Source organism: Alteromonas sp. ABH4_452, assembly GCF_056311825.1.
On record NZ_CM149973.1, the window covers coordinates 3,645,277 to 3,663,490 of the forward strand.

Below are 18,214 nucleotides of genomic sequence, written 5' to 3' on the forward strand. Positions count from 1 at the left end.
ACATGATTTCATCATATTAACTCAAATATAAATTTATTTGAGAAACGAATAATCGGTATAACCTTTTTCATCACCGCCAAATAAAGTATCCGGGTTATGTTCATTTAGGGGCAAACTATTCGCTAACCTGTACGGTAAATCTGGGTTTGCCACAAAAGGTCGACCAAAACCAATCATATCTGCCCATCCTTCAGTTAAAGCTTTTTCGGCACGCTCTGTGTCGTACTTTCCGGCATAAATAAGCAGACCGCTATAGGTTTCACGAATAGCCATCTTGAATGATATTGGCATTTGCGGCGCATCATCCCAGTCGGCTTCAGCAATATGCATATAGCCAATCTTGAAACTATTAAGCATGGAAGCAATCGCAAGATAGGTCTCTTCGGGATTGTCGTCGACCGTCCCGTTTAATGTTGTTAGGGGCGCCAAACGTACACCTACTTTATCAGCGCCAATTTCCTCAGACACAGCCTGCACCACTTCTTTCAAGAATCGAATACGGTTCTGTACACTTGTGCCGTATTCATCAGTTCTTGTATTACTTTGAGAATCAATAAACTGGTTAAGCAAGTAACCATTAGCCGAATGCAACTCAATGCCATCAAATCCGGCATCTACGGCATTGCGCGCCGCAACGCGATACTCTTCCACCACGGCTTTTATATCTTCAATGCTCATTTCTCGGGGCATGACCGACTCAACAAAGCCAGGGTTGCCGCCTTCATCAACAAATACTTTTACGCCTTTTGCTTGAATCGCCGATGCGCTAATTGGCTGCTGCCCCTCTGTATTTGAAGGATGGGATACGCGGCCCACGTGCCAAAGTTGCGCAAACATCACACCACCCGCTTCATGCACTTTATCTGTTACCAACTTCCAGCCTTCAATTTGCGCCTTGGTATAAATACCCGGCGTCCACGCATAACCCTTACCGAGTGCCGAAATTTGTGTGCCTTCACTCACAATAAGCCCTGCACTTGCGCGCTGAGCGTAATATTCAGCCATAAGGGTGTTGGGCACATCTCCCGGCTGTGTTGAGCGGGAGCGGGTCATTGGCGGCATAACAATTCGATTGTTCAGCGTTTTTCCAGCCAGCGATAGGGTTTCAAATAGTTTCATAATACGATCCTTTGAACTTTATTCTTGCAATTTACACGTTTAGATAATGGTAAATATAAGGCCCTAAAGCTGGGTTAGAACCCGTACTTTTAACAAAGCACTTTTGCATTTTTCACAAAAGTACCGGTACATTTCGACGACGTTATCCCAAACTTCATACATCTCCTCTTGACGCAGAAAAAATTAAGCTTACACTTGTTCGCTGATTTAGCGTACAAGTGTAAGCTAAAATATTTTTATCCTTTTTGTATTTAAGATAATTCGACGAAATACAGGTGTGATTTCTACATTGAAACTATTACTCGATAAATTCACTGATCGCATACTCCACCATGGCTCTTGGAAGGGCTACTGGGAGGTATTGATGCAGCAAATTAAACCCGCGTGGCGCGATGGGTATTTTAGAGCCAGAGTTGTAACAGTAAAAAACTTAAGCTCGGATATACTCGAGGTGCTACTTGAGCCGGATAGTTCGTGGCCAACGCATTCCGCAGGGCAGCATATCGCGTTGACTATAGAGCTTAATGGCAGGCTCACCACCCGCGTATTTACCATAGCAAGTGGTGCTAATACCCACCAAAGAGACAAGCAGATCCGCTTGCTGACTAAGGTAAAAGCCCAAGGCGCGCTAACACCTTACCTACATACCTGTGTGCCTAATCAATGGATAAATATTTCTGCCCCCATGGGAGAGTTTGTATGGCCTGAAACGCAAAAACCTCTTCTTATGATTGCGGGTGGCTCAGGCATTACCCCTTTCATTGCCATGCTTGACGATGCCGTCAACAACGCGCAGCTAAACCATACACCGGTACACTTACTTTATTTTGCTAAGCCAGGCGAGCATGTATTACTCAGTGAAATATCAGCGTTAAGTCAGCGCTGTGAGTACTTCACCTATGATATTTTGAGCAAGCAAAAAGACGGAGACGTAGAAGCGCATTTGTGTAACTTTGCCAATGCACACTGGTTAGTGTGTGGTCCACATGCCATGTTCGAGCAAGTTGAAAGTTATGCAAAAACGATCAACGTACCTGTTTCGAGCGAGCACTTCGCTGCGCTTCCTGTGGTGAGCAACACCAGCCTTACCGAAAACGAAACCTTCTCTTTGGTTCACAACGGCCAATCTTTAACTGTCGACAATCAGCAAACCCTACTTATACAACTTCAGCAAGCAGAACAACCTGTGACTTATGGCTGTGGCATGGGAATTTGTCATCAATGCCAATGTGTTAAGAAACGGGGCGTAGTGAGAGATACCCGCACGGGTGAGCTTTCAGATAGCGCAGAGCAACTTATTCAGCTGTGTGTATCACAAGCCGTAACTGATTTGGAGATTCAACTATGAACACCAGCGTTGCAATAGACAACCAACACCGTGAAGAAGCCATCGAACAAGCGCATTTTCCAATAAGTGAAACCAAAGCAATTCGGTCAACGAGCACTAAAGAGAAACCGAACTACGAGTTACTTGCCGCTCAGCTTGATGAAATTAAAGCTGACATTAAACGAAAAGTGGGTGCTGAAGATGCGGCGTATATCCGACGTATTATTCTTGTTCAGCGAATCTGCGAGTGGAGCGGACGGATACTTTTAATGTTGGGGTTCATTCAACCGCTGCTCTGGGTTGCCGGCGTATTGAGTTTAGCTACAGCAAAAATTCTCGATAATATGGAAATAGGCCACAACGTAATGCACGGCCAGTACGATTGGATGAACGACAAACACATTAATTCGAAAGGCTATGAGTGGGATATTGCCTGCGATGGTGCGAGCTGGAATCGCGTTCATAATTACGAGCATCACACGTATACCAATATTATTGGGAAAGACAGAGACTTTGGCTACGGCTTGCTTCGCCTGTCTAACGATTTTAAATGGCGTGTAAAAAACCTATGGCAGTTTGCGACTTACATCGTACTTAGTGTTTTATTTCAGTGGGGTGTGTCGTATCACGAAATGGCCGCTGAGCGGGTCTTTTTTGGAAAAAAGAAGGACAACCGTAAGAATCAGGTTACCCATAATGAACTTAAGAAACGCTTTTTTAGTAAAGGCGCACGTCAGTTAGTAAAAGATTATGTACTATTTCCTTTGTTAGCTGGGCCGTTATTTTTATGGGTATTTACCGGCAACCTTATCGCCAATTTACTACGCAATTTATGGACATCTACTATTATCTTTTGCGGCCATTTCACTGGCGACGTGGAAACGTTTAAACAAGAAGATTGTGTTAATGAAACCCGAGGGCAATGGTACTACCGACAAGCGCTGGGCTCGTCGAACATAAAAGGCGGAAACCTGTTTCACGTGCTTACTGGGCATTTAAGCTTTCAAATTGAGCACCACCTGTTTCCAGATATCCCAGCCAGACGCTACCGAGAGATGGCGTCCAAGGTAAAAGCCGTATTCGAAGAACACGGCATGCACTACAACACTGGCGGCTTTTTAAAACAATACACCAGCGTGTTAAAACGCATTATTCGCTACTCTTTCCCTTAACCAGTTGAAACCCTAACCAGCCGGCCATGGCGCTTGCGCTGGTTAGGCACGTGCCCCACGCCCAGTCAATCAACATGATAAACAAGGTAAAACCTTCAATAATGCTGTACGCCGTTAAATTGTATGCGCCATAACTGGCCAACCCTAGAAGCGCGCCATCGATCCCAGCATAAAGTAACGACTTATCTCTGTTCGCCACCACAGCAAGTACAAACACCACACATCCATACATAAGGTAAAAAACCACCCATGGCCACGTGATAAATTGATTTCTAAGCAAGGGCGCCATTTCACTTTGATACCAGCCATCCGCAATAACGCCAAGCCACAAGAAGTCGAGCACACCAAAACACACAAAGATTGCAATTAACGACACGACGATGTTTTTCGCAAAGCGAATGATGTTGGAAAGCATGGAACCTATCCCTGTAAATAAGCAAATTGTGGATGCAAGTGATTTAAAATATGAATACGCAAGTGTTGCACAATAAGCGCACCGCGAGAATGCTATACCTTAAAAAACAAATCCACACTTTACTTAAAACTTACACTGGGTGCTGCAACTAAAGAGGCGTTCGAATCTCAAAGTGACGTGGTTCAAATAAGCGTAAAATAAAATGAAAAAAACACTATTAGTCATAACGACTTCGTTAATTGTCAGTGCGTGTGCTCATAGGCCACCACCTTTAGACATGGATGAAATATTCTTTGAAACGAAAATCAAGCAGGACGGTACCAAACTCTTCGCTTTTAGCATTCCATTAATGAAACCGCGAGAAGGCGCTAAAGGTGGCGGCAGAGGCGGCCGTGGTCAAGGGGGTGAAGGCGGTGGTCGTGGCGGCCGTGGAGGACAGGAAAACCGAGGAGGCTCATCACAAAATTCGTCAGATAGCAGCGATAGAATGACTGAGCAACTCTATGCCTCTCTTGATGAGAAATTGGATGAAACAGGTTATTGCCAAACAGGCTATATAGAAATCGATACGCATCAAACTGAAGATAGGCTGCACTTATTAGGCGAATGTAATGAGACGGCAAGTGAACTGGACAGACTCGATTTCCCGAACGTTAATTAACGCATTTTTCATAAAGCGCATTGCCGGTGGCGTGCGCTTCATTTAACGCTCGTTTGCTCAACATTTGTTTGCACAATAACACCTTAGTCAACACACAAGGTATGCTCCACAACCCCGTTAGACACATAGGCTCTACAGCCGAATAAGTCCGTACTTTCTAAACACACGCCGCGAGCCTTTTCTCCCGCTTCTATATTATTGTTTTCCGTAACACAAGCCACTTCGCACTCGCTGCTGTCATTGCAGGCATTGCCAGCATCATTCGCCGGTAAAACACAAGTGTACGCCTGCTGTCGGCCTACTTTCTTCCAGTCACCACCTTGTTTATCACACACTTTTTCAGACTCAATAGAATAGGCCTGCTGTACCAGAGGCAATGAGGTATCAACAACATGCTCTAATTTTTCAACTTCTTCAACACTTGCTATCGGCTGTTCAATGACTTCTGGGGGCCGCGCACCACAAGCCGCTAAAGTTGCACCCAAGCCCACTGCCAACCAGGCCCCAAACCGATGCTGTATCTTAACGCTTGCCTGTTTCATTCTTTCCCTCTATTTGTTTTACTTTTTAAACAACCACTACTTAAAGGCCACGTTTTTTCAAACCTGCGATACCTATGACCACGGCTATTAGATAAGTTCTTATTTTTTCGATAAATCCTTATTCGTGCGCTGCGCTATGCCTAATAAATTATCGAGCCTATGAAATTTTAATGATACCTAGGCGGGTCTCTTCATACACTTCGCAAAACTTGCAGTATTTACGGATGCTTTATGACACTACACCAAACCGAAAACCTGGTAACCGCCTTAATAACTTTCAGCTTCGCTGTTCTTGGCCTAACATTTTTATTGGGTGCAAATCCCAATGCACTAATAACGACTTTTAACTTTTATTCGTTAGGCGCAATGGTTAGTGAAAGTGCACTTGGTGCTATCACTGGGATTACATTATTGCTGCTTGCCTTAATGACATTTGCAGCACGATTTAAGCTAGTGTCAGCAAAAGCGGTTACGCTATTCGCCGCATTGGTTACCGCAATCCCCCTACTCACGTTGTTATCTCCCGGACGATGGATGGCTGATTTAGGCGGCTTTCCGATTATTGGAAGTGGTCAAGGCATCATCAAGTACTTCGCAGTATTACCGCTTTTTCTGTTCTTGTTTTATCGCGACAAAATTTCGCATAAACAGCTGACTTACCTTAACTTTGCACCTGTAGCCATGGTTTTACTATGGATAGGAAGCATGAAGTTTTTCGAGTTTGAAGCCAATGCGATTGTGGGGTTAGTAGAAACCTCGCCGTTTATGTCGTGGCTTTATGATGTGTTCAGTGTACAGGGAGCATCAAATGTAATAGGAGGTTTTGACGTCTTCTTTGCGCTTGTTTTAGGCGTGGGTATTTACACTAAGAACAAACCAATGATTATTGCGAGTGGAATAGCTTGTTTATCCGTTTTTCTGATGACACAAACCTTTTTGTTTACTGTGCCGGATACCTTTAATAGTGCCACCATCGTTAACCGTTTAGGTCAGTTCGTTATTAAAGACCTTTGGTTTGTCGCTAATTTAGCGGTAGTTGCCTACTTCACAATATTTAACTCGGTGTCAGATCAAAACTGAAAAGCGCAGCTAGACTAAAATGGGCTAAATTAGGCTAAATTGGGCTACATAAGGCCGCTTGGCGCGGCCACTTCAAGTGATATAAAACAACAGGTAATTAATGGGCAATCGATTAATGGCCTTTATTTATCTTGTTCTACCGACAAGCTTACCCAGACTAATCTATGATCTGAACTGGCAGCACGGTCTTTAACTAATCGATACAGGTCACTTGTTTTAGCAGGCCAAAAAACGCCTGCATCATGTACATCAAATCCATACCGAGATGGTAGAACATAGTCGGCTCTGGCGCCCCAATAGGCGGTAAAACGCTTGCTAAACGCAGCGCCGGATGCGCCCGCACCACCTGCGCTTGTTGGAATTGTGTCGTTATTGACGAGCGGGTTCTCAGTTAGCTGTTCTATTACACCTTCTCTGTGTTTGTCCCCGATATCAGCAGCATTAAAATCGCCTACAAGCACAAATCGCGTACTGGTTGCTAGGCTAACCTTTTCGCCCGTGTCATCATAGATATATGCGCCTTTGTCGGGAGAAAGGTAATCTGCCATCAATCTTATTTCATCAAAGTTGCGCTTACCGTTTCTGTCCTCTTTCCCATCAAAATTAGGTGGCGTTGGGTGCATTGCTAACACATGTACGGTCTTATCACCCACTTTCACTGGCACGTCCCAGTGGGACTTTGAGCTTAACCTCAATGCTTCCCATTCGTTTACATCGTACCAAGGAGTGCCGTTGTCCACATTGCCATTTTCATCAGGAATAATAGGTACTTGGGGATGAGGCATATGGTGCCATTTGAATGTCTGAAAGGTACGGATACTATCCACATCAATAGGGTATTTTGACAGTAGCGCCATACCGTATTGACCTGGGTATAATCCGAACCCATAGGCATCACCGCCAATACCTTCTGCCTTACCATTATTGTCTAAGTCGAAGGTGGTGGGCTCGCCCGTGTTTACTGGCGCTACATAGGTGTAAGGGTAATCCACTGGCTCTAGGCCACGCTGCGAAACGTTCAGGTAGTTCTCTATAAAAGCCTCTACCCCTTTGCGTTTATCTGCAATGTAATCAAACTCGTTTAACATCAAAATATCAGGGTTCACTCGTTGAATGATCTCAGCAATATTTTTAACTTGAGGGTGATCACTTGTAGATAGAACGTGTTGAAGTACTTTGTCGCTCGGATTCATGCCTAAGGCTTTGTAGTTGGTGGCTTCCATACTTACGTTAAACGTAGCGACTTTTAGCATTTGCTGATCTTTTGAATAAGCCAAAGTGGATACGCACAATGCGGGTAAAAGAGCTGTTACAAAGAAAAGCGCCCTAATTTTCATGTTGTTACCTTTAAATAAAGTCGTTTGCTAACGATACCAATATAGATGAGGATTCTATACTATTTTGTACCGAAGAATAGCTAGGATCTGTTTAGCGTTAGGAGCAATGAACCTTACCTAAAGTTACCTCAATTGCGGCTATTTTTTTGCCATTGCCTTCACAGCCCTGGGTTAGTTAATCTCTCAAATTCTTTTCCCCACAATTAATTTAAAAAATAATTTCAACCTTAAGAAAATAATAAAAATTATATTGCACAAAAACATGCATAGAATGGAATAATAGAATCTATTACTCATAATGCACTGATATTCTTTTTCTGAAGTCTAGTGAGTAAAACTCTCCCTGACTTTAACTGCTGCACGCATTTGGAAGTAATGAACAAGAATTTAATAGGAAGAGAGAAGTGTTATGAAAAGCTGGGTTTCAAAAGCGATTAATACCATCAATGCAGATTATCAGCGCTCTGCAGACACCCATCTGATAAAGCTTGAGCAAATAGCATTTCAAGGTATCGACATCTATCTAAAAGATGAAAGCACTCACCCCACGGGCAGCTTGAAACACCGTTTGGCTCGCTCCCTTTTTCTGTATGCTTTGTGTAATGGAAAAATTGTAGAGGGAACCACTGTTGTTGAAGCCTCATCAGGCAGTACAGCGGTGTCTGAAGCTTATTTCGCTAAGATGATTGGCGTTCCGTTTGTTGCTGTCATGCCTAAATCAACTGCACAAAGTAAAATCGCGCTTATTGAGCGATATGGCGGACAGTGTCACTTTGTAGATTGCCCTACACAAATGCACAGCGAAGCCACTAAGGTAGCGAAAGAACTTAACGGCTACTTTATGGATCAGTTCCTTTACGCTGAGCGCGCTACGGACTGGCGCGGCAATAATAATATTGCTGAAAGTATTTTTGAGCAGATGAAAGCCGAACCCCACCCTGTACCACACACCGTGGTTATGAGTGCAGGTACAGGCGGAACATCAGCAACCATAGGCCGCTACATACGATACAAAGGCCTCGCTTCAAAACTCGTTGTAGTAGACCCAGAATTCAGTGTGTTTTTTGATAGCTTCAAGAGTAAGGATCATACACTTACTGCTAACCGAGGAAGCCGCATAGAAGGAATTGGACGCCCCAAAGTGGAAGCCTCTTTTCAGCATGACGTTATAGACGACATGATTGCAGTTCCCGACGCGGCCAGTATTGCTACGATGCATTGGTTAAACAATACCATGGGAATAAAAGCCGGCCCTTCTACTGGCACAAATCTATGGGGCGCATTAAGTATTGCTGGACAAATGAAGCAGCGGGGCGAAGCGGGCTCTATTGTAACGCTTATGTGCGATAGCGGGGAAAGGTATGGTGACACTTATTACAACGAACAGTGGGTACTAAACAATATTGGTTGTACAAGTGTGTTTACTGAAAAACTAGAAAGTATCGAAAGCTGAAATAAAAATAAGGCAGCTTGGTTTATATTTTAAGCTGCTACTTAAAGTGCTGGCACGCTATATGTCGCGCAGCACTTTATTCAAATCATGGTTCACTATACATTAGCGATAGATTTGTAATTGAAAAAGCTCACGAAGCCATGATGAAAATAAAGATGAAAATAAAGAACATTATTCGCAGCAGTGTTGCGTTAACTGCGATAGTCGCTACTCACAACGCTTTCGCTACTAGCATACCGACAGCTGAAGGCGTTAGCACCAGCAGTACTAAGACAGATGCAAGCTACTCCACAGGTACTTCTAACAACAACTACGAAAGCGTTTTTGCCAATCTTGCACTTCACTGTATTCATCAAGAGTTTCCCAATGTTGTAAAACACATGATGAATAGTGCCGACGACGTTAAAGCACCTAATAAACTCTACCCGGCATTTTATGGTTGTTTAGACTGGCATTCGTCAGTCCATGGCCATTGGCTTTTGGTAAGGATGTTAAATACGGCACAAGACGCGGTGGATAAAGACGAGATCATTGAAAAGCTAAATATCAGCTTTACGACAGAGAACATTCAAGGTGAACTGGCTAGCCTTAACCGCGAAAACAATGCGTCATTTGAGCGCCCCTATGGCCTTGCTTGGTTTCTACAATTAACCGCGGAATTGCGTCAATCATCAATTCCACAAGCAAGGGTATGGCTAAACACGCTACTGCCACTTGAGGAAGAAATTGTGGCAAGAGTAAGCGCATGGTTACCTAAATTGGCTTACCCTATTCGAACGGGTGAACACAGCCAAACCGCCTTTGCTTTTGGACTAATGTTAGACTGGGCGAAGGTAGCAGATAACGAGGACTTTGAAGCCCTGCTTACATCTAGAGTAAAAGAGTATTACCAGGCTGATAAGCAATGCCCCCTAGCCTACGAACCCTCAGGGCAGGATTTCCTATCACCGTGTTTGGCCGAAGCTGACCTAATGCGCCGAGTAATGGCTAAAGAAGACTACAGCCAATGGCTTTCAGCATTTTTTCCAGACCTAACCGCTAAAACATCAAGTTGGCTAGCGCCTGCGACCGTGACAGACAAAACAGACGGTAAGCTTGCCCACCTAGACGGACTGAATATCAGTCGTGCGTGGATGATTGAAGGCATCATGAGTGCTTTACCAGACGATGACGCACGCTTACCTGTATTGGAGAAAACGCTAAAAGCACATCGTGAAGCAGGATTAAACGCGGTGTTTGGTGATATGCACTACATGGGAAGCCATTGGCTTGGCAGCTTTGCCAGCTACTTGGAAACACAGCGCGGTTTGAATTAACTTATATCCTACTAAAGTGTGAGATGAATGGGCACTAAAGTGCTATTCGTCTCACACGCCTACCGTGGCATGCTCATTCTATGGTGATATGAATAAAGCGCAGCTATGGAAATTTTACTTGTTGATGATCACGCAATAGTGAGAGAAGGCTTTTCTACGCTGTTATCTTCGGTAATCGAAGGCGCTGTCGTCACCAATGCAAAAAATGCGCAGCAAGCCACAAATGCACTTCGTACCAACCACTTCGACCTCATTATTTTAGACATTAATTTAGGAGCCACCAGCGGACTTACGCTAGCGGAATACATTATTCAGCGCTGGAAGCACGCAAAAGTACTTATGTTCAGCATGTTCGATGATATTTCCATCATCGATAGAGCTATGAAGCTAGGGGCAATGGGCTATGTTAGCAAACAAAGTGAACCTGATGTGCTGATAAGCGCGGTGACATCTATCATTAAAGGCCGGCGTTATTTGGAACACAATACTGCAATTGAACTCGCCACATTCAACCTGTCACATTCCGGAAGCAACTTAACAGATCTGACACAAAGAGAGTTAGATATATTCCTTGGAATAGCGAACGGCCTCTGTCGAAAACAGGTTGCAGAAAGCCTCAATATTTCTGAAAAGACGGTCTCAAACGTTATCACCCAGCTCAAGCGAAAACTTGAGCTACAGACAAATGCCGAGTTTGTTCACCTTGCCATAAAGCAGGGTTATATCAAAATTGCCAGCTAAACAAGCGCCACTAAACAAGGTCGGGAAAACTTCCCTGTACTTTCGTATCTTTTTTATACCCCTTTGGTACTGACTTCGTCTCATGATAAAGATACCTCATGCAAATCAATATATTAGCGTTTTCATTGCACTTCAATCTAAGGGAATTTTTCCCGTGTTTTGAAGGACGGAATCCGTTTATAAGAGCCTCTACTTAGTTACATACTGTTAACACAACATCAAGGTAACAGTGGAAACAAAACTATGGCTAAGTTCTATTCAAAGGCTTCATTGGCCTTAAGCGTAATTATTGGTTTAGGTACGAGTTCACATTTATATGCGGACGATGGCGTGACATGGGCAGACATTGAAAATGATGCCAAGACGCCTGAGAACGTGCTGATGTATGGTATGGGTCCAGAAGCTCAGCGTTACAGCGGACTTGATCAAATCAACAAAGAAAATGTACACAGGCTATCTCCGGCTTGGGTGATGAGTTTTGGTGATGAAAAGCAACGGGGTCAAGAATCCCAGGCAATAGTGTACGACGGTATTGTCTATGTAACCGGTAGCTACTCCCGTATCTACGCCTATGAAGCAAAAACAGGTAAGAAGTTGTGGGACTACGCCCACCGCCTTCCAGAAGGTATTCGACCTTGTTGTGACGTGGTAAATCGCGGCGCAGCAATTTATGGTGACTTAGTCTTTTTCGGTACGCTGGATGCTGGCGTTGTTGCCCTTGACCGGCTAACGGGCAAAGTAAAATGGAAGAAGCGCTTTGAAGACTATCGTGCAGGCTACACCATGACGGGGGCACCTACAATTGTTAAAGACCAAAAGTCAGGAAAGGTCATGCTTATCCACGGTTCATCAGGTGATGAATTTGGCGTTGTAGGAAAACTATTTGCACGCGATCCTGAAACCGGTGAAGAGATTTGGATGCGTCCATTTGTTGAAGGGCACATGGGCAGATTAAATGGAAAAGACAGCACACCTACTGGCGGTTCATACGAAGTGACAACATGGCCGAAAGATGAAAATGGCGAAATGGTTGAGGCTTGGCACCACGGTGGTGGAGCACCATGGCAGAGTGCAAGTTTCGATGTTGAAACTAACACTATCATCATTGGTGCAGGTAACCCCGCTCCTTGGAATACATGGAAACGCACCGCCAAAGGCGGCGATCCGCGAGATTGGGATAACCTCTATACTTCCGGACAAGTAGGTGTAGATGCAACCACTGGTGAGGTTAAATGGTTCTATCAACATACACCTAACGACGCATGGGATTTCTCTGGCAACAATGAACTTGTTCTATTTGACTATTACGATAATGGAAAGCTCGTAAAAGCGACGGCTCATGCAGACAGAAATGGCTTTTTCTATGTAGTTAACAGACAAAACGGTGAATTCATCAGAGGCTTTCCCTTTGTAGATAACATTACGTGGGCCACACACATAGACCCTGACACGGGTCGCCCAGTTGAAGTAGACGGACAACGCCCACCACTGCCTGAGCCGGGTGAAAAACGAGGAAAGTCAATAGAGGTATCGCCTCCATTCTTGGGCGGGAAGAACTGGAACCCGATGGCCTACAGCCAGAATACCGGCTGGTTCTATATGGGCGCAAACCACTGGAAAGAAGACTACTGGACGGAAGAAGTGACCTATAAGAAAGGTGCAGCTTACCTAGGACAGGGTTTTAGAATTAAGCGCATGTATGACGACCACGTGGGCGTACTTCGTGCCGTAGACCCTATTTCAGGTGAAATTAAATGGACGCACAAAGAGAAACTTCCTATGTGGGCTGGGGTACTGGCGACGAAAGGCGGACTCATTATTACCGGAACGGGCGATGGCTACGTCAAAGCTTTCGATGAGGAAACCGGTGAAGAACTTTGGAAGTTCCAAACGGGCTCGGGCATCATTTCATGCCCTATAACCTGGGAAGAGGATGGTGAGCAATACATCGGCTTAGCGTCAGGGTATGGTGGTGCAGTACCTCTATGGGGAGGAGATATGGCTGAACTCACCAAACCTGTCGCGCAAGGTGGTTCGTTCTGGGTATTTAAACTTCCTAATCACAATAAAAAGCAAAACGTAGCTAAACAATAGCTTTATATTTGCAAACCAAGCCGAGAGGCAGTGAAAACGCCTCTCGGCATTAAGGAGCTCTCATGCGCTTACGTTTTCAAACAACCAAACAAGTCCTAGTATTATTTTTTGTCGCCCTATATTCAGCAACTGCCAGTGCCATTCCCGATTTCGAAGATGACGTGAAAATTATCAACGGATGCGAAATAAAACCAAAGACAGTATGCAGCAATACTGACTTAAGCGGTGCTGATTTGAGCCATGCAAATTTGCACGGGGCAGTATTCACCAACGTTAAGTTCCACAAAACCAATTTAAGGCACGCCAACTTAAGCTACGCGACGTTTAAGAAAAGTAACCTAGACCACGCTGATTTAGCTACCGCCAACTTAAAACATGCAGATTTACGCAGTTCAAAAGTTCGCAACGCTAACTTAGAAGGTGTAGATGGCTGGGCGCTTTTCGGTCAAGGGGTTGATTTCACCAACTCCAACTTTTCAGGTGCCAACCTAGACCAAGGGCGTTTATCAGGTGCGACAATGGTAAACACCAACTTACGTGCCGCGCGCCTAGAGCAAGTTTGGATGAACAAAGCAAACTTTGAAGGTGCTTCACTCATTAACGCCAATATTCAGGAAGCAAAACTGAACGATGCAAGTTTGTATCGAGCGAACCTAACAGGCACGCGCATCCACTACGCAACATTTCAGGGCACTTTCATGGACGAATGTATAAATTGTCCGATTGACTGGTAAGCTAGAGCCCCCTTGGGGTTGCTCTAGCAAGGTCGCTCACGTCTAAGACAGTTTACCAGCCAACTCAGCTGTTTCTTTACCCAAATTCTTGAGCTGCTTAATCGTTTTTTCATCGGTAATTACGCCATCTTCCATAAGCGTACTGACCTTCGCGATAGCTTTTTGGTTTGGCAGGACCATAGTACCTAAGTTTTCGAGCAGCATTCTCAGTACCACCAGCACACGCATACCGCCCAGCCCGCCGGCCGACGCGGCCATAATGCCGGCCACTTTACCGCGATACGCTTGCAGTGGCTTTTCGCCTTCTCCCATGCGCGATGCCCAATCGATAGCGTTTTTCAGCAGTGCTGGGTAGCTAGAATTGTATTCTGGTGATGCTATAAGAAAACCATCATGACTCATTAGCAATTCTTTGAACGCCTGCGCTTTTTCAGGCATGCCAAATTCAGCCTCTTCGTCTTCATTAAATATTGGCATTTGATAGTCGGCTAGGTCAATAACGGTAACCTCTGCGCCAGCTTCACGGGAGCCTTCAGCAGCGACGTTAACAATAGCCTGGTTAAACGAACCTTTACGGGTACTGCCTGCAAATGCAAGGATCTTAGTCATTTGGGTTTCCTGTCCTTAATTTGAATAGATAATTTAGTCTTCTTATTTATAAAGATGTGTTGGCCTATCGGTTTTATTTGAAATACCAAATTAATTAGTGAGACCGACAAGCTAGCTCTCTTGGTAGTTAGCGTTAAGCATAAAAAAAGGCTGACAATCAATGTCAGCCTTTTCAATATCACTACCTATGTTGTACCGCGAACACTACATTTTTTCTAGTGTTTCGATGCCAAGTAGAGTTAATCCTTTCTCTAGCGTATTGGCAACCAAAGCTGACAACGCTAAGCGGCTATCACGTACAGTTGGCTCAATGCCGTCTTTTAACATTGGGCAAGCTTCGTAGAATGTCATGAATGCTGAAGCCACATCGTACAGGTACGTACACAATACGTGAGGTGTCGCTTCACGAGATACCATGCCAATCACTTCTTCAAACTGCATCAATAACACTGCTAGCGCATGCTCTTGTTTCTCAACTATATTGATATCTACCGGCATAGTTGCCATATCAACACCCGCTTTTCTGAACAAGCTTTTCACACGGGTATACGCATATTGAAGGTAAGGTGCCGTGTTACCCTCGAAGCTTAACATTGAGTCCCAGTTGAACATGTAATCAGTTGTACGGTTTTTAGATAGGTCAGCGTATTTTACTGCGCCAATACCTACCTTGCGAGCAACTTCTCTAAGTTCGTCTTCGCTTAAATCGTTGTCGCGCTCTGCGATAAGTTTACCCGCACGCTCAACGGCTTCATCAAGCAATTCGACCAGTTTAACCGTGCCGCCAGTACGGGTTTTAAATGGCTTACCGTCACTGCCTAGCATCATACCAAACGGGCAATGCTCGTAAGTTTGCTCTTCTTTCATGAAGCCTGCTTTGCGGCCTACAATTTCAGTTTGCTTGAAGTGCAGGGCTTGGCGAGCATCTGTAAGAATAAGCGTACGGTCGGCATTTAGCTTGCCACTGCGATAGCGCATTGCTGCGAGGTCAGTAGTTGCGTAAAGATAGCCACCACCCGACTTCTGAACGATATAAACAGCCGGGTTACCTTCTTTATCGGCAAGCTCAGGAATAAACACCACCTGTGCGCCTTGGTCTTCAACCGCAATACCTTTTGCTTTAAGGTCGCTGATTACATTAGCTAAGTCGTGGTTGTACGCAGACTCCCCCATAATATCTTTACGGGTAAGGCTTACGTTTAGCTTGTCATAAACTTCTTCTGAGTGAGCGATAGACACATCAATGAACTTTTCCCACAGCGCTAGACACTGTGCATCACCGCCCTGCAGCTTAACTACGTATTCACGGGCACGGTCAGCAAAGCCTTCTTCTTCATCGAAACGTACTTTGGCTTCGCGATAAAAGTCTTCAAGGTCAGACAGCGCAGTTTCCGCCACTTCCTCTTGAAGCTTGTCTGACAGGTGCGCAAGCAACATGCCGAACTGGGTACCCCAATCGCCCATGTGATTTTGACGAATTACGTTGTGACCCAAGAACTCGAGTACTTTAACTACTGCATCGCCGATAATGGTGGTACGCAGGTGACCTACGTGCATCTCTTTGGCTAAGTTCGGCGATGAATAATCTACTACAATGTTTTGCTCTTTTGACTTTGCAATACCCAAACGCGGATCGGTTAACGATAGCTCACACTGATTAGACAGCCAATCGTCGTTTAAATGTACGTTAATAAAGCCAGGTCCAGCCATTTCTAATTTACTGGCAATATCGTCAAGCTTAACGGTCTCAACAATCTTCTCTGCAATATCTCGAGGCTTTTGCTTAAGCTGCTTGGCCAATGCCATAGCGCCGTTAAACTGATACTCACCAAACTCAGGTCGAGCACTGCGCGAAACTGGCACTGGCGCATTATCTACGCCCATTTCTTGTAAAGCTTCAGTGAAACGGTTAACTAATAGTGCATGTATGTTCATAATGTATATTGTCTTTAATTAATTCTTTCTAGCTTAATTTTCGCGCGTATTCGTAAACTGAATATCTGGGTAACGCTCTTGCGATAGCTGCAGGTTCACCATTGTTGGCGCGATGTACGTCAGGTTGTCGCCTCCATCAAGGGCAAGGTTCTGCTCACCTTTACGGCGGAACTCGTCTAGTTTCTTCTCATCATCCGCGTAAACCCAACGGGCTGTTGCAACGTTCACGTGCTCGTAAAGTGCATCTACATTGTATTCGGCTTTTAGTCGTGCCACTACCACATCAAACTGAAGCACACCAACCGCGCCTACGATCAAATCGTTGTTTGCAAGGGGTCGAAACACCTGAACTGCGCCTTCTTCAGAAAGCTGAATAAGGCCTTTCAGCAGCTGTTTTTGCTTAAGTGGATCTTTCAAACGAATACGTTTAAATAGCTCTGGCGCAAAGTTTGGAATGCCTGTAAAGCGGTAGTTATCGCCCGAAGTAAAAGTGTCACCAATTCGGATAGTACCGTGGTTGTGCAAGCCGATGATATCCCCAGCATAAGCTTCTTCTAGTAAAGCACGATCGCCTGCTAAGAAAGTCAGTGCATCAGAAATACGCACATCTTTGCCTAGACGGCTGTTGCGCATTTTCATGCCTTTCTCGTACTTACCCGACACTATGCGACAAAACGCGATACGGTCACGGTGTTTCGGATCCATATTGGCTTGAATCTTAAAGACGAAACCGCTGAACTTGCCGTCAGTGCTTTCAATAGTCCCTTCTTCGGTCTCACGACCAAGTGGCGCAGGCGCCCACTCAACCAATCCGTCAAGCATGTGGTCAACACCAAAGTTACCCAATGCTGTACCGAAAAATACTGGCGTTAACTGGCCTTCCAAGAAAAGCTCTTGCTCGAATTCGTTTGATGCACCTCGTACAAGCTCAAGCTCGTCACGCAAGGTTTCAGCTAGGTCACTTCCTACTGCGGTATCAAGCTCTGGGTTATCCAACCCTTTAATGATACGCACATCTTGAATAGTGTGACCCTGACCGCTTTGATACAAAATAGTCTCATCGCGGTGAAGGTGATATACACCTTTAAAGCTTTTTCCACAGCCAATTGGCCACGTGATTGGCGCGCACAGTATATCAAGCTCAGTTTCTACTTCATCAAGCAGTTCCATAGGATCGCGAATATCCCGGTCTAGCTTGTTCATAAAAGTCACAATTGGCGTATCGCGCAAACGGGTAACTTCCATTAGCTTACGGGTTCTGTCTTCTACACCTTTAGCCGCGTCGATTACCATAAGGCACGAATCAACCGCCGTTAGTGTGCGATAGGTATCTTCAGAGAAATCTTCGTGCCCCGGGGTATCTAACAGGTTTACCAGGTGGTCGCTGTAAGGAAACTGCATGACTGAGGTCGTTACCGAGATGCCACGTTCTTTTTCCATTTCCATCCAGTCAGACTTAGCGTGCTGACCCGACTTTTTCCCCTTTACAGTACCCGCCGTTTGCAGGGCGCGCCCGAACAACAGTACTTTTTCAGTAATAGTGGTTTTACCCGCATCCGGGTGCGATATGATTGCGAACGTACGTCGCTTTTTAATCTCTTCAAGAAGCTTTTTATCTGACATCAATACTTATCTTCGTTATCTATTATCCCTGTAAAACAATTATTTACAGGCGCGTT

The 18,214-nt window shown here is 44.8% G+C and carries 16 protein-coding genes; 9 read left to right on the forward strand and 7 right to left on the reverse strand.

The genetic code is table 11. From position 1 onward, the window contains the following. Positions 1-33: 33 nt before the first annotated feature. On the reverse strand, positions 34-1,119 hold the full coding sequence (locus ACYX4N_RS15650; protein ID WP_476054664.1) for an alkene reductase: 1,086 nt from the start codon (positions 1,117-1,119) through the stop codon (positions 34-36). 289 nt (positions 1,120-1,408) lie between these two features. Here ACYX4N_RS15650 and ACYX4N_RS15655 point away from each other — a divergent pair, with 289 nt between their 5' ends. Beyond that, positions 1,409-2,467, forward strand: coding sequence for a flavin reductase family protein (locus tag ACYX4N_RS15655; protein ID WP_476054666.1), 1,059 nt, complete (start codon positions 1,409-1,411; stop codon positions 2,465-2,467). Continuing rightward, positions 2,464-3,618, forward strand: coding sequence for a fatty acid desaturase family protein (locus ACYX4N_RS15660; protein ID WP_476054668.1), 1,155 nt, complete (start codon positions 2,464-2,466; stop codon positions 3,616-3,618). Before ACYX4N_RS15655 ends, ACYX4N_RS15660 begins: the two co-directional genes overlap by 4 nt. On the opposite strand, the gene ACYX4N_RS15665 is transcribed toward ACYX4N_RS15660, so the two are convergent. Continuing rightward, positions 3,596-4,033 carry a DUF2177 family protein gene (locus ACYX4N_RS15665; RefSeq protein ID WP_476054669.1) on the reverse strand — a complete coding sequence of 146 codons (438 nt, stop codon included), beginning with the start codon at positions 4,031-4,033 and terminating at the stop codon, positions 3,596-3,598. The two genes, ACYX4N_RS15660 and ACYX4N_RS15665, sit on opposite strands and share 23 nt — an antisense overlap. A 202-nt stretch (positions 4,034-4,235) precedes the next feature. Between ACYX4N_RS15665 and ACYX4N_RS15670 the strand changes: the two genes are divergently transcribed. Then, positions 4,236-4,694 (forward strand): hypothetical protein, encoded by a 459-nt coding sequence (locus ACYX4N_RS15670; RefSeq protein ID WP_474808049.1) that lies wholly within the window; start codon positions 4,236-4,238, stop codon positions 4,692-4,694. An 83-nt stretch (positions 4,695-4,777) separates the two neighbouring features. Here ACYX4N_RS15670 and ACYX4N_RS15675 read toward each other — a convergent pair whose 3' ends face one another. Further along, positions 4,778-5,236: a hypothetical protein gene (locus tag ACYX4N_RS15675; RefSeq protein ID WP_476054671.1), complete on the reverse strand. Its 459-nt coding sequence runs from the start codon at positions 5,234-5,236 to the stop codon at positions 4,778-4,780. Positions 5,237-5,467: 231 nt separating this feature from the next. Between ACYX4N_RS15675 and ACYX4N_RS15680 the strand changes: the two genes are divergently transcribed. Next, a complete protein-coding gene (locus tag ACYX4N_RS15680) occupies positions 5,468-6,316 on the forward strand; it encodes a DUF417 family protein (protein ID WP_476054672.1) in 849 nt (282 codons plus the stop codon). A 122-nt stretch (positions 6,317-6,438) separates the two neighbouring features. On the opposite strand, the gene ACYX4N_RS15685 is transcribed toward ACYX4N_RS15680, so the two are convergent. Next, a complete protein-coding gene (locus ACYX4N_RS15685; RefSeq protein ID WP_476054674.1) occupies positions 6,439-7,653 on the reverse strand; it encodes an endonuclease/exonuclease/phosphatase family protein in 1,215 nt (404 codons plus the stop codon). Positions 7,654-8,062: 409 nt separating this feature from the next. Between ACYX4N_RS15685 and ACYX4N_RS15690 the strand changes: the two genes are divergently transcribed. The 5 genes from ACYX4N_RS15690 to ACYX4N_RS15710 all read left to right on the forward strand — a co-directional run bounded on the left by ACYX4N_RS15690 (position 8,063) and on the right by ACYX4N_RS15710 (position 13,991). Then, positions 8,063-9,106, forward strand: coding sequence for a PLP-dependent cysteine synthase family protein (locus ACYX4N_RS15690; protein ID WP_476054675.1), 1,044 nt, complete (start codon positions 8,063-8,065; stop codon positions 9,104-9,106). Between the two features lie 59 nt (positions 9,107-9,165). Then, positions 9,166-10,422, forward strand: coding sequence for a DUF2891 domain-containing protein (locus ACYX4N_RS15695; protein WP_476056461.1), 1,257 nt, complete (start codon positions 9,166-9,168; stop codon positions 10,420-10,422). A 105-nt stretch (positions 10,423-10,527) separates the two neighbouring features. Next, positions 10,528-11,163 (forward strand): response regulator transcription factor, encoded by a 636-nt coding sequence (locus ACYX4N_RS15700; protein ID WP_476054676.1) that lies wholly within the window; start codon positions 10,528-10,530, stop codon positions 11,161-11,163. Between the two features lie 243 nt (positions 11,164-11,406). After that, positions 11,407-13,257: a methanol/ethanol family PQQ-dependent dehydrogenase gene (locus ACYX4N_RS15705; protein WP_476054678.1), complete on the forward strand. Its 1,851-nt coding sequence runs from the start codon at positions 11,407-11,409 to the stop codon at positions 13,255-13,257. Between the two features lie 62 nt (positions 13,258-13,319). After that, the gene (locus tag ACYX4N_RS15710) at positions 13,320-13,991 is read left to right on the forward strand and encodes a pentapeptide repeat-containing protein (RefSeq protein ID WP_476054679.1); all 672 of its coding nucleotides are present in this window, start codon (positions 13,320-13,322) and stop codon (positions 13,989-13,991) included. Positions 13,992-14,033: 42 nt separating this feature from the next. On the opposite strand, the gene ACYX4N_RS15715 is transcribed toward ACYX4N_RS15710, so the two are convergent. The 3 genes from ACYX4N_RS15715 to prfC form a co-directional block, all read right to left on the reverse strand. Next, on the reverse strand, positions 14,034-14,600 hold the full coding sequence (locus tag ACYX4N_RS15715) for an NADPH-dependent FMN reductase (protein WP_476054681.1): 567 nt from the start codon (positions 14,598-14,600) through the stop codon (positions 14,034-14,036). A gap of 204 nt (positions 14,601-14,804) precedes the next feature. Then, positions 14,805-16,535 carry an arginine--tRNA ligase gene (gene argS / locus ACYX4N_RS15720; RefSeq protein ID WP_476054682.1) on the reverse strand — a complete coding sequence of 577 codons (1,731 nt, stop codon included), beginning with the start codon at positions 16,533-16,535 and terminating at the stop codon, positions 14,805-14,807. A 33-nt stretch (positions 16,536-16,568) separates the two neighbouring features. Further along, positions 16,569-18,158: a peptide chain release factor 3 gene (gene prfC / locus ACYX4N_RS15725; RefSeq protein ID WP_474854170.1), complete on the reverse strand. Its 1,590-nt coding sequence runs from the start codon at positions 18,156-18,158 to the stop codon at positions 16,569-16,571. Positions 18,159-18,214 lie beyond the last annotated feature (56 nt).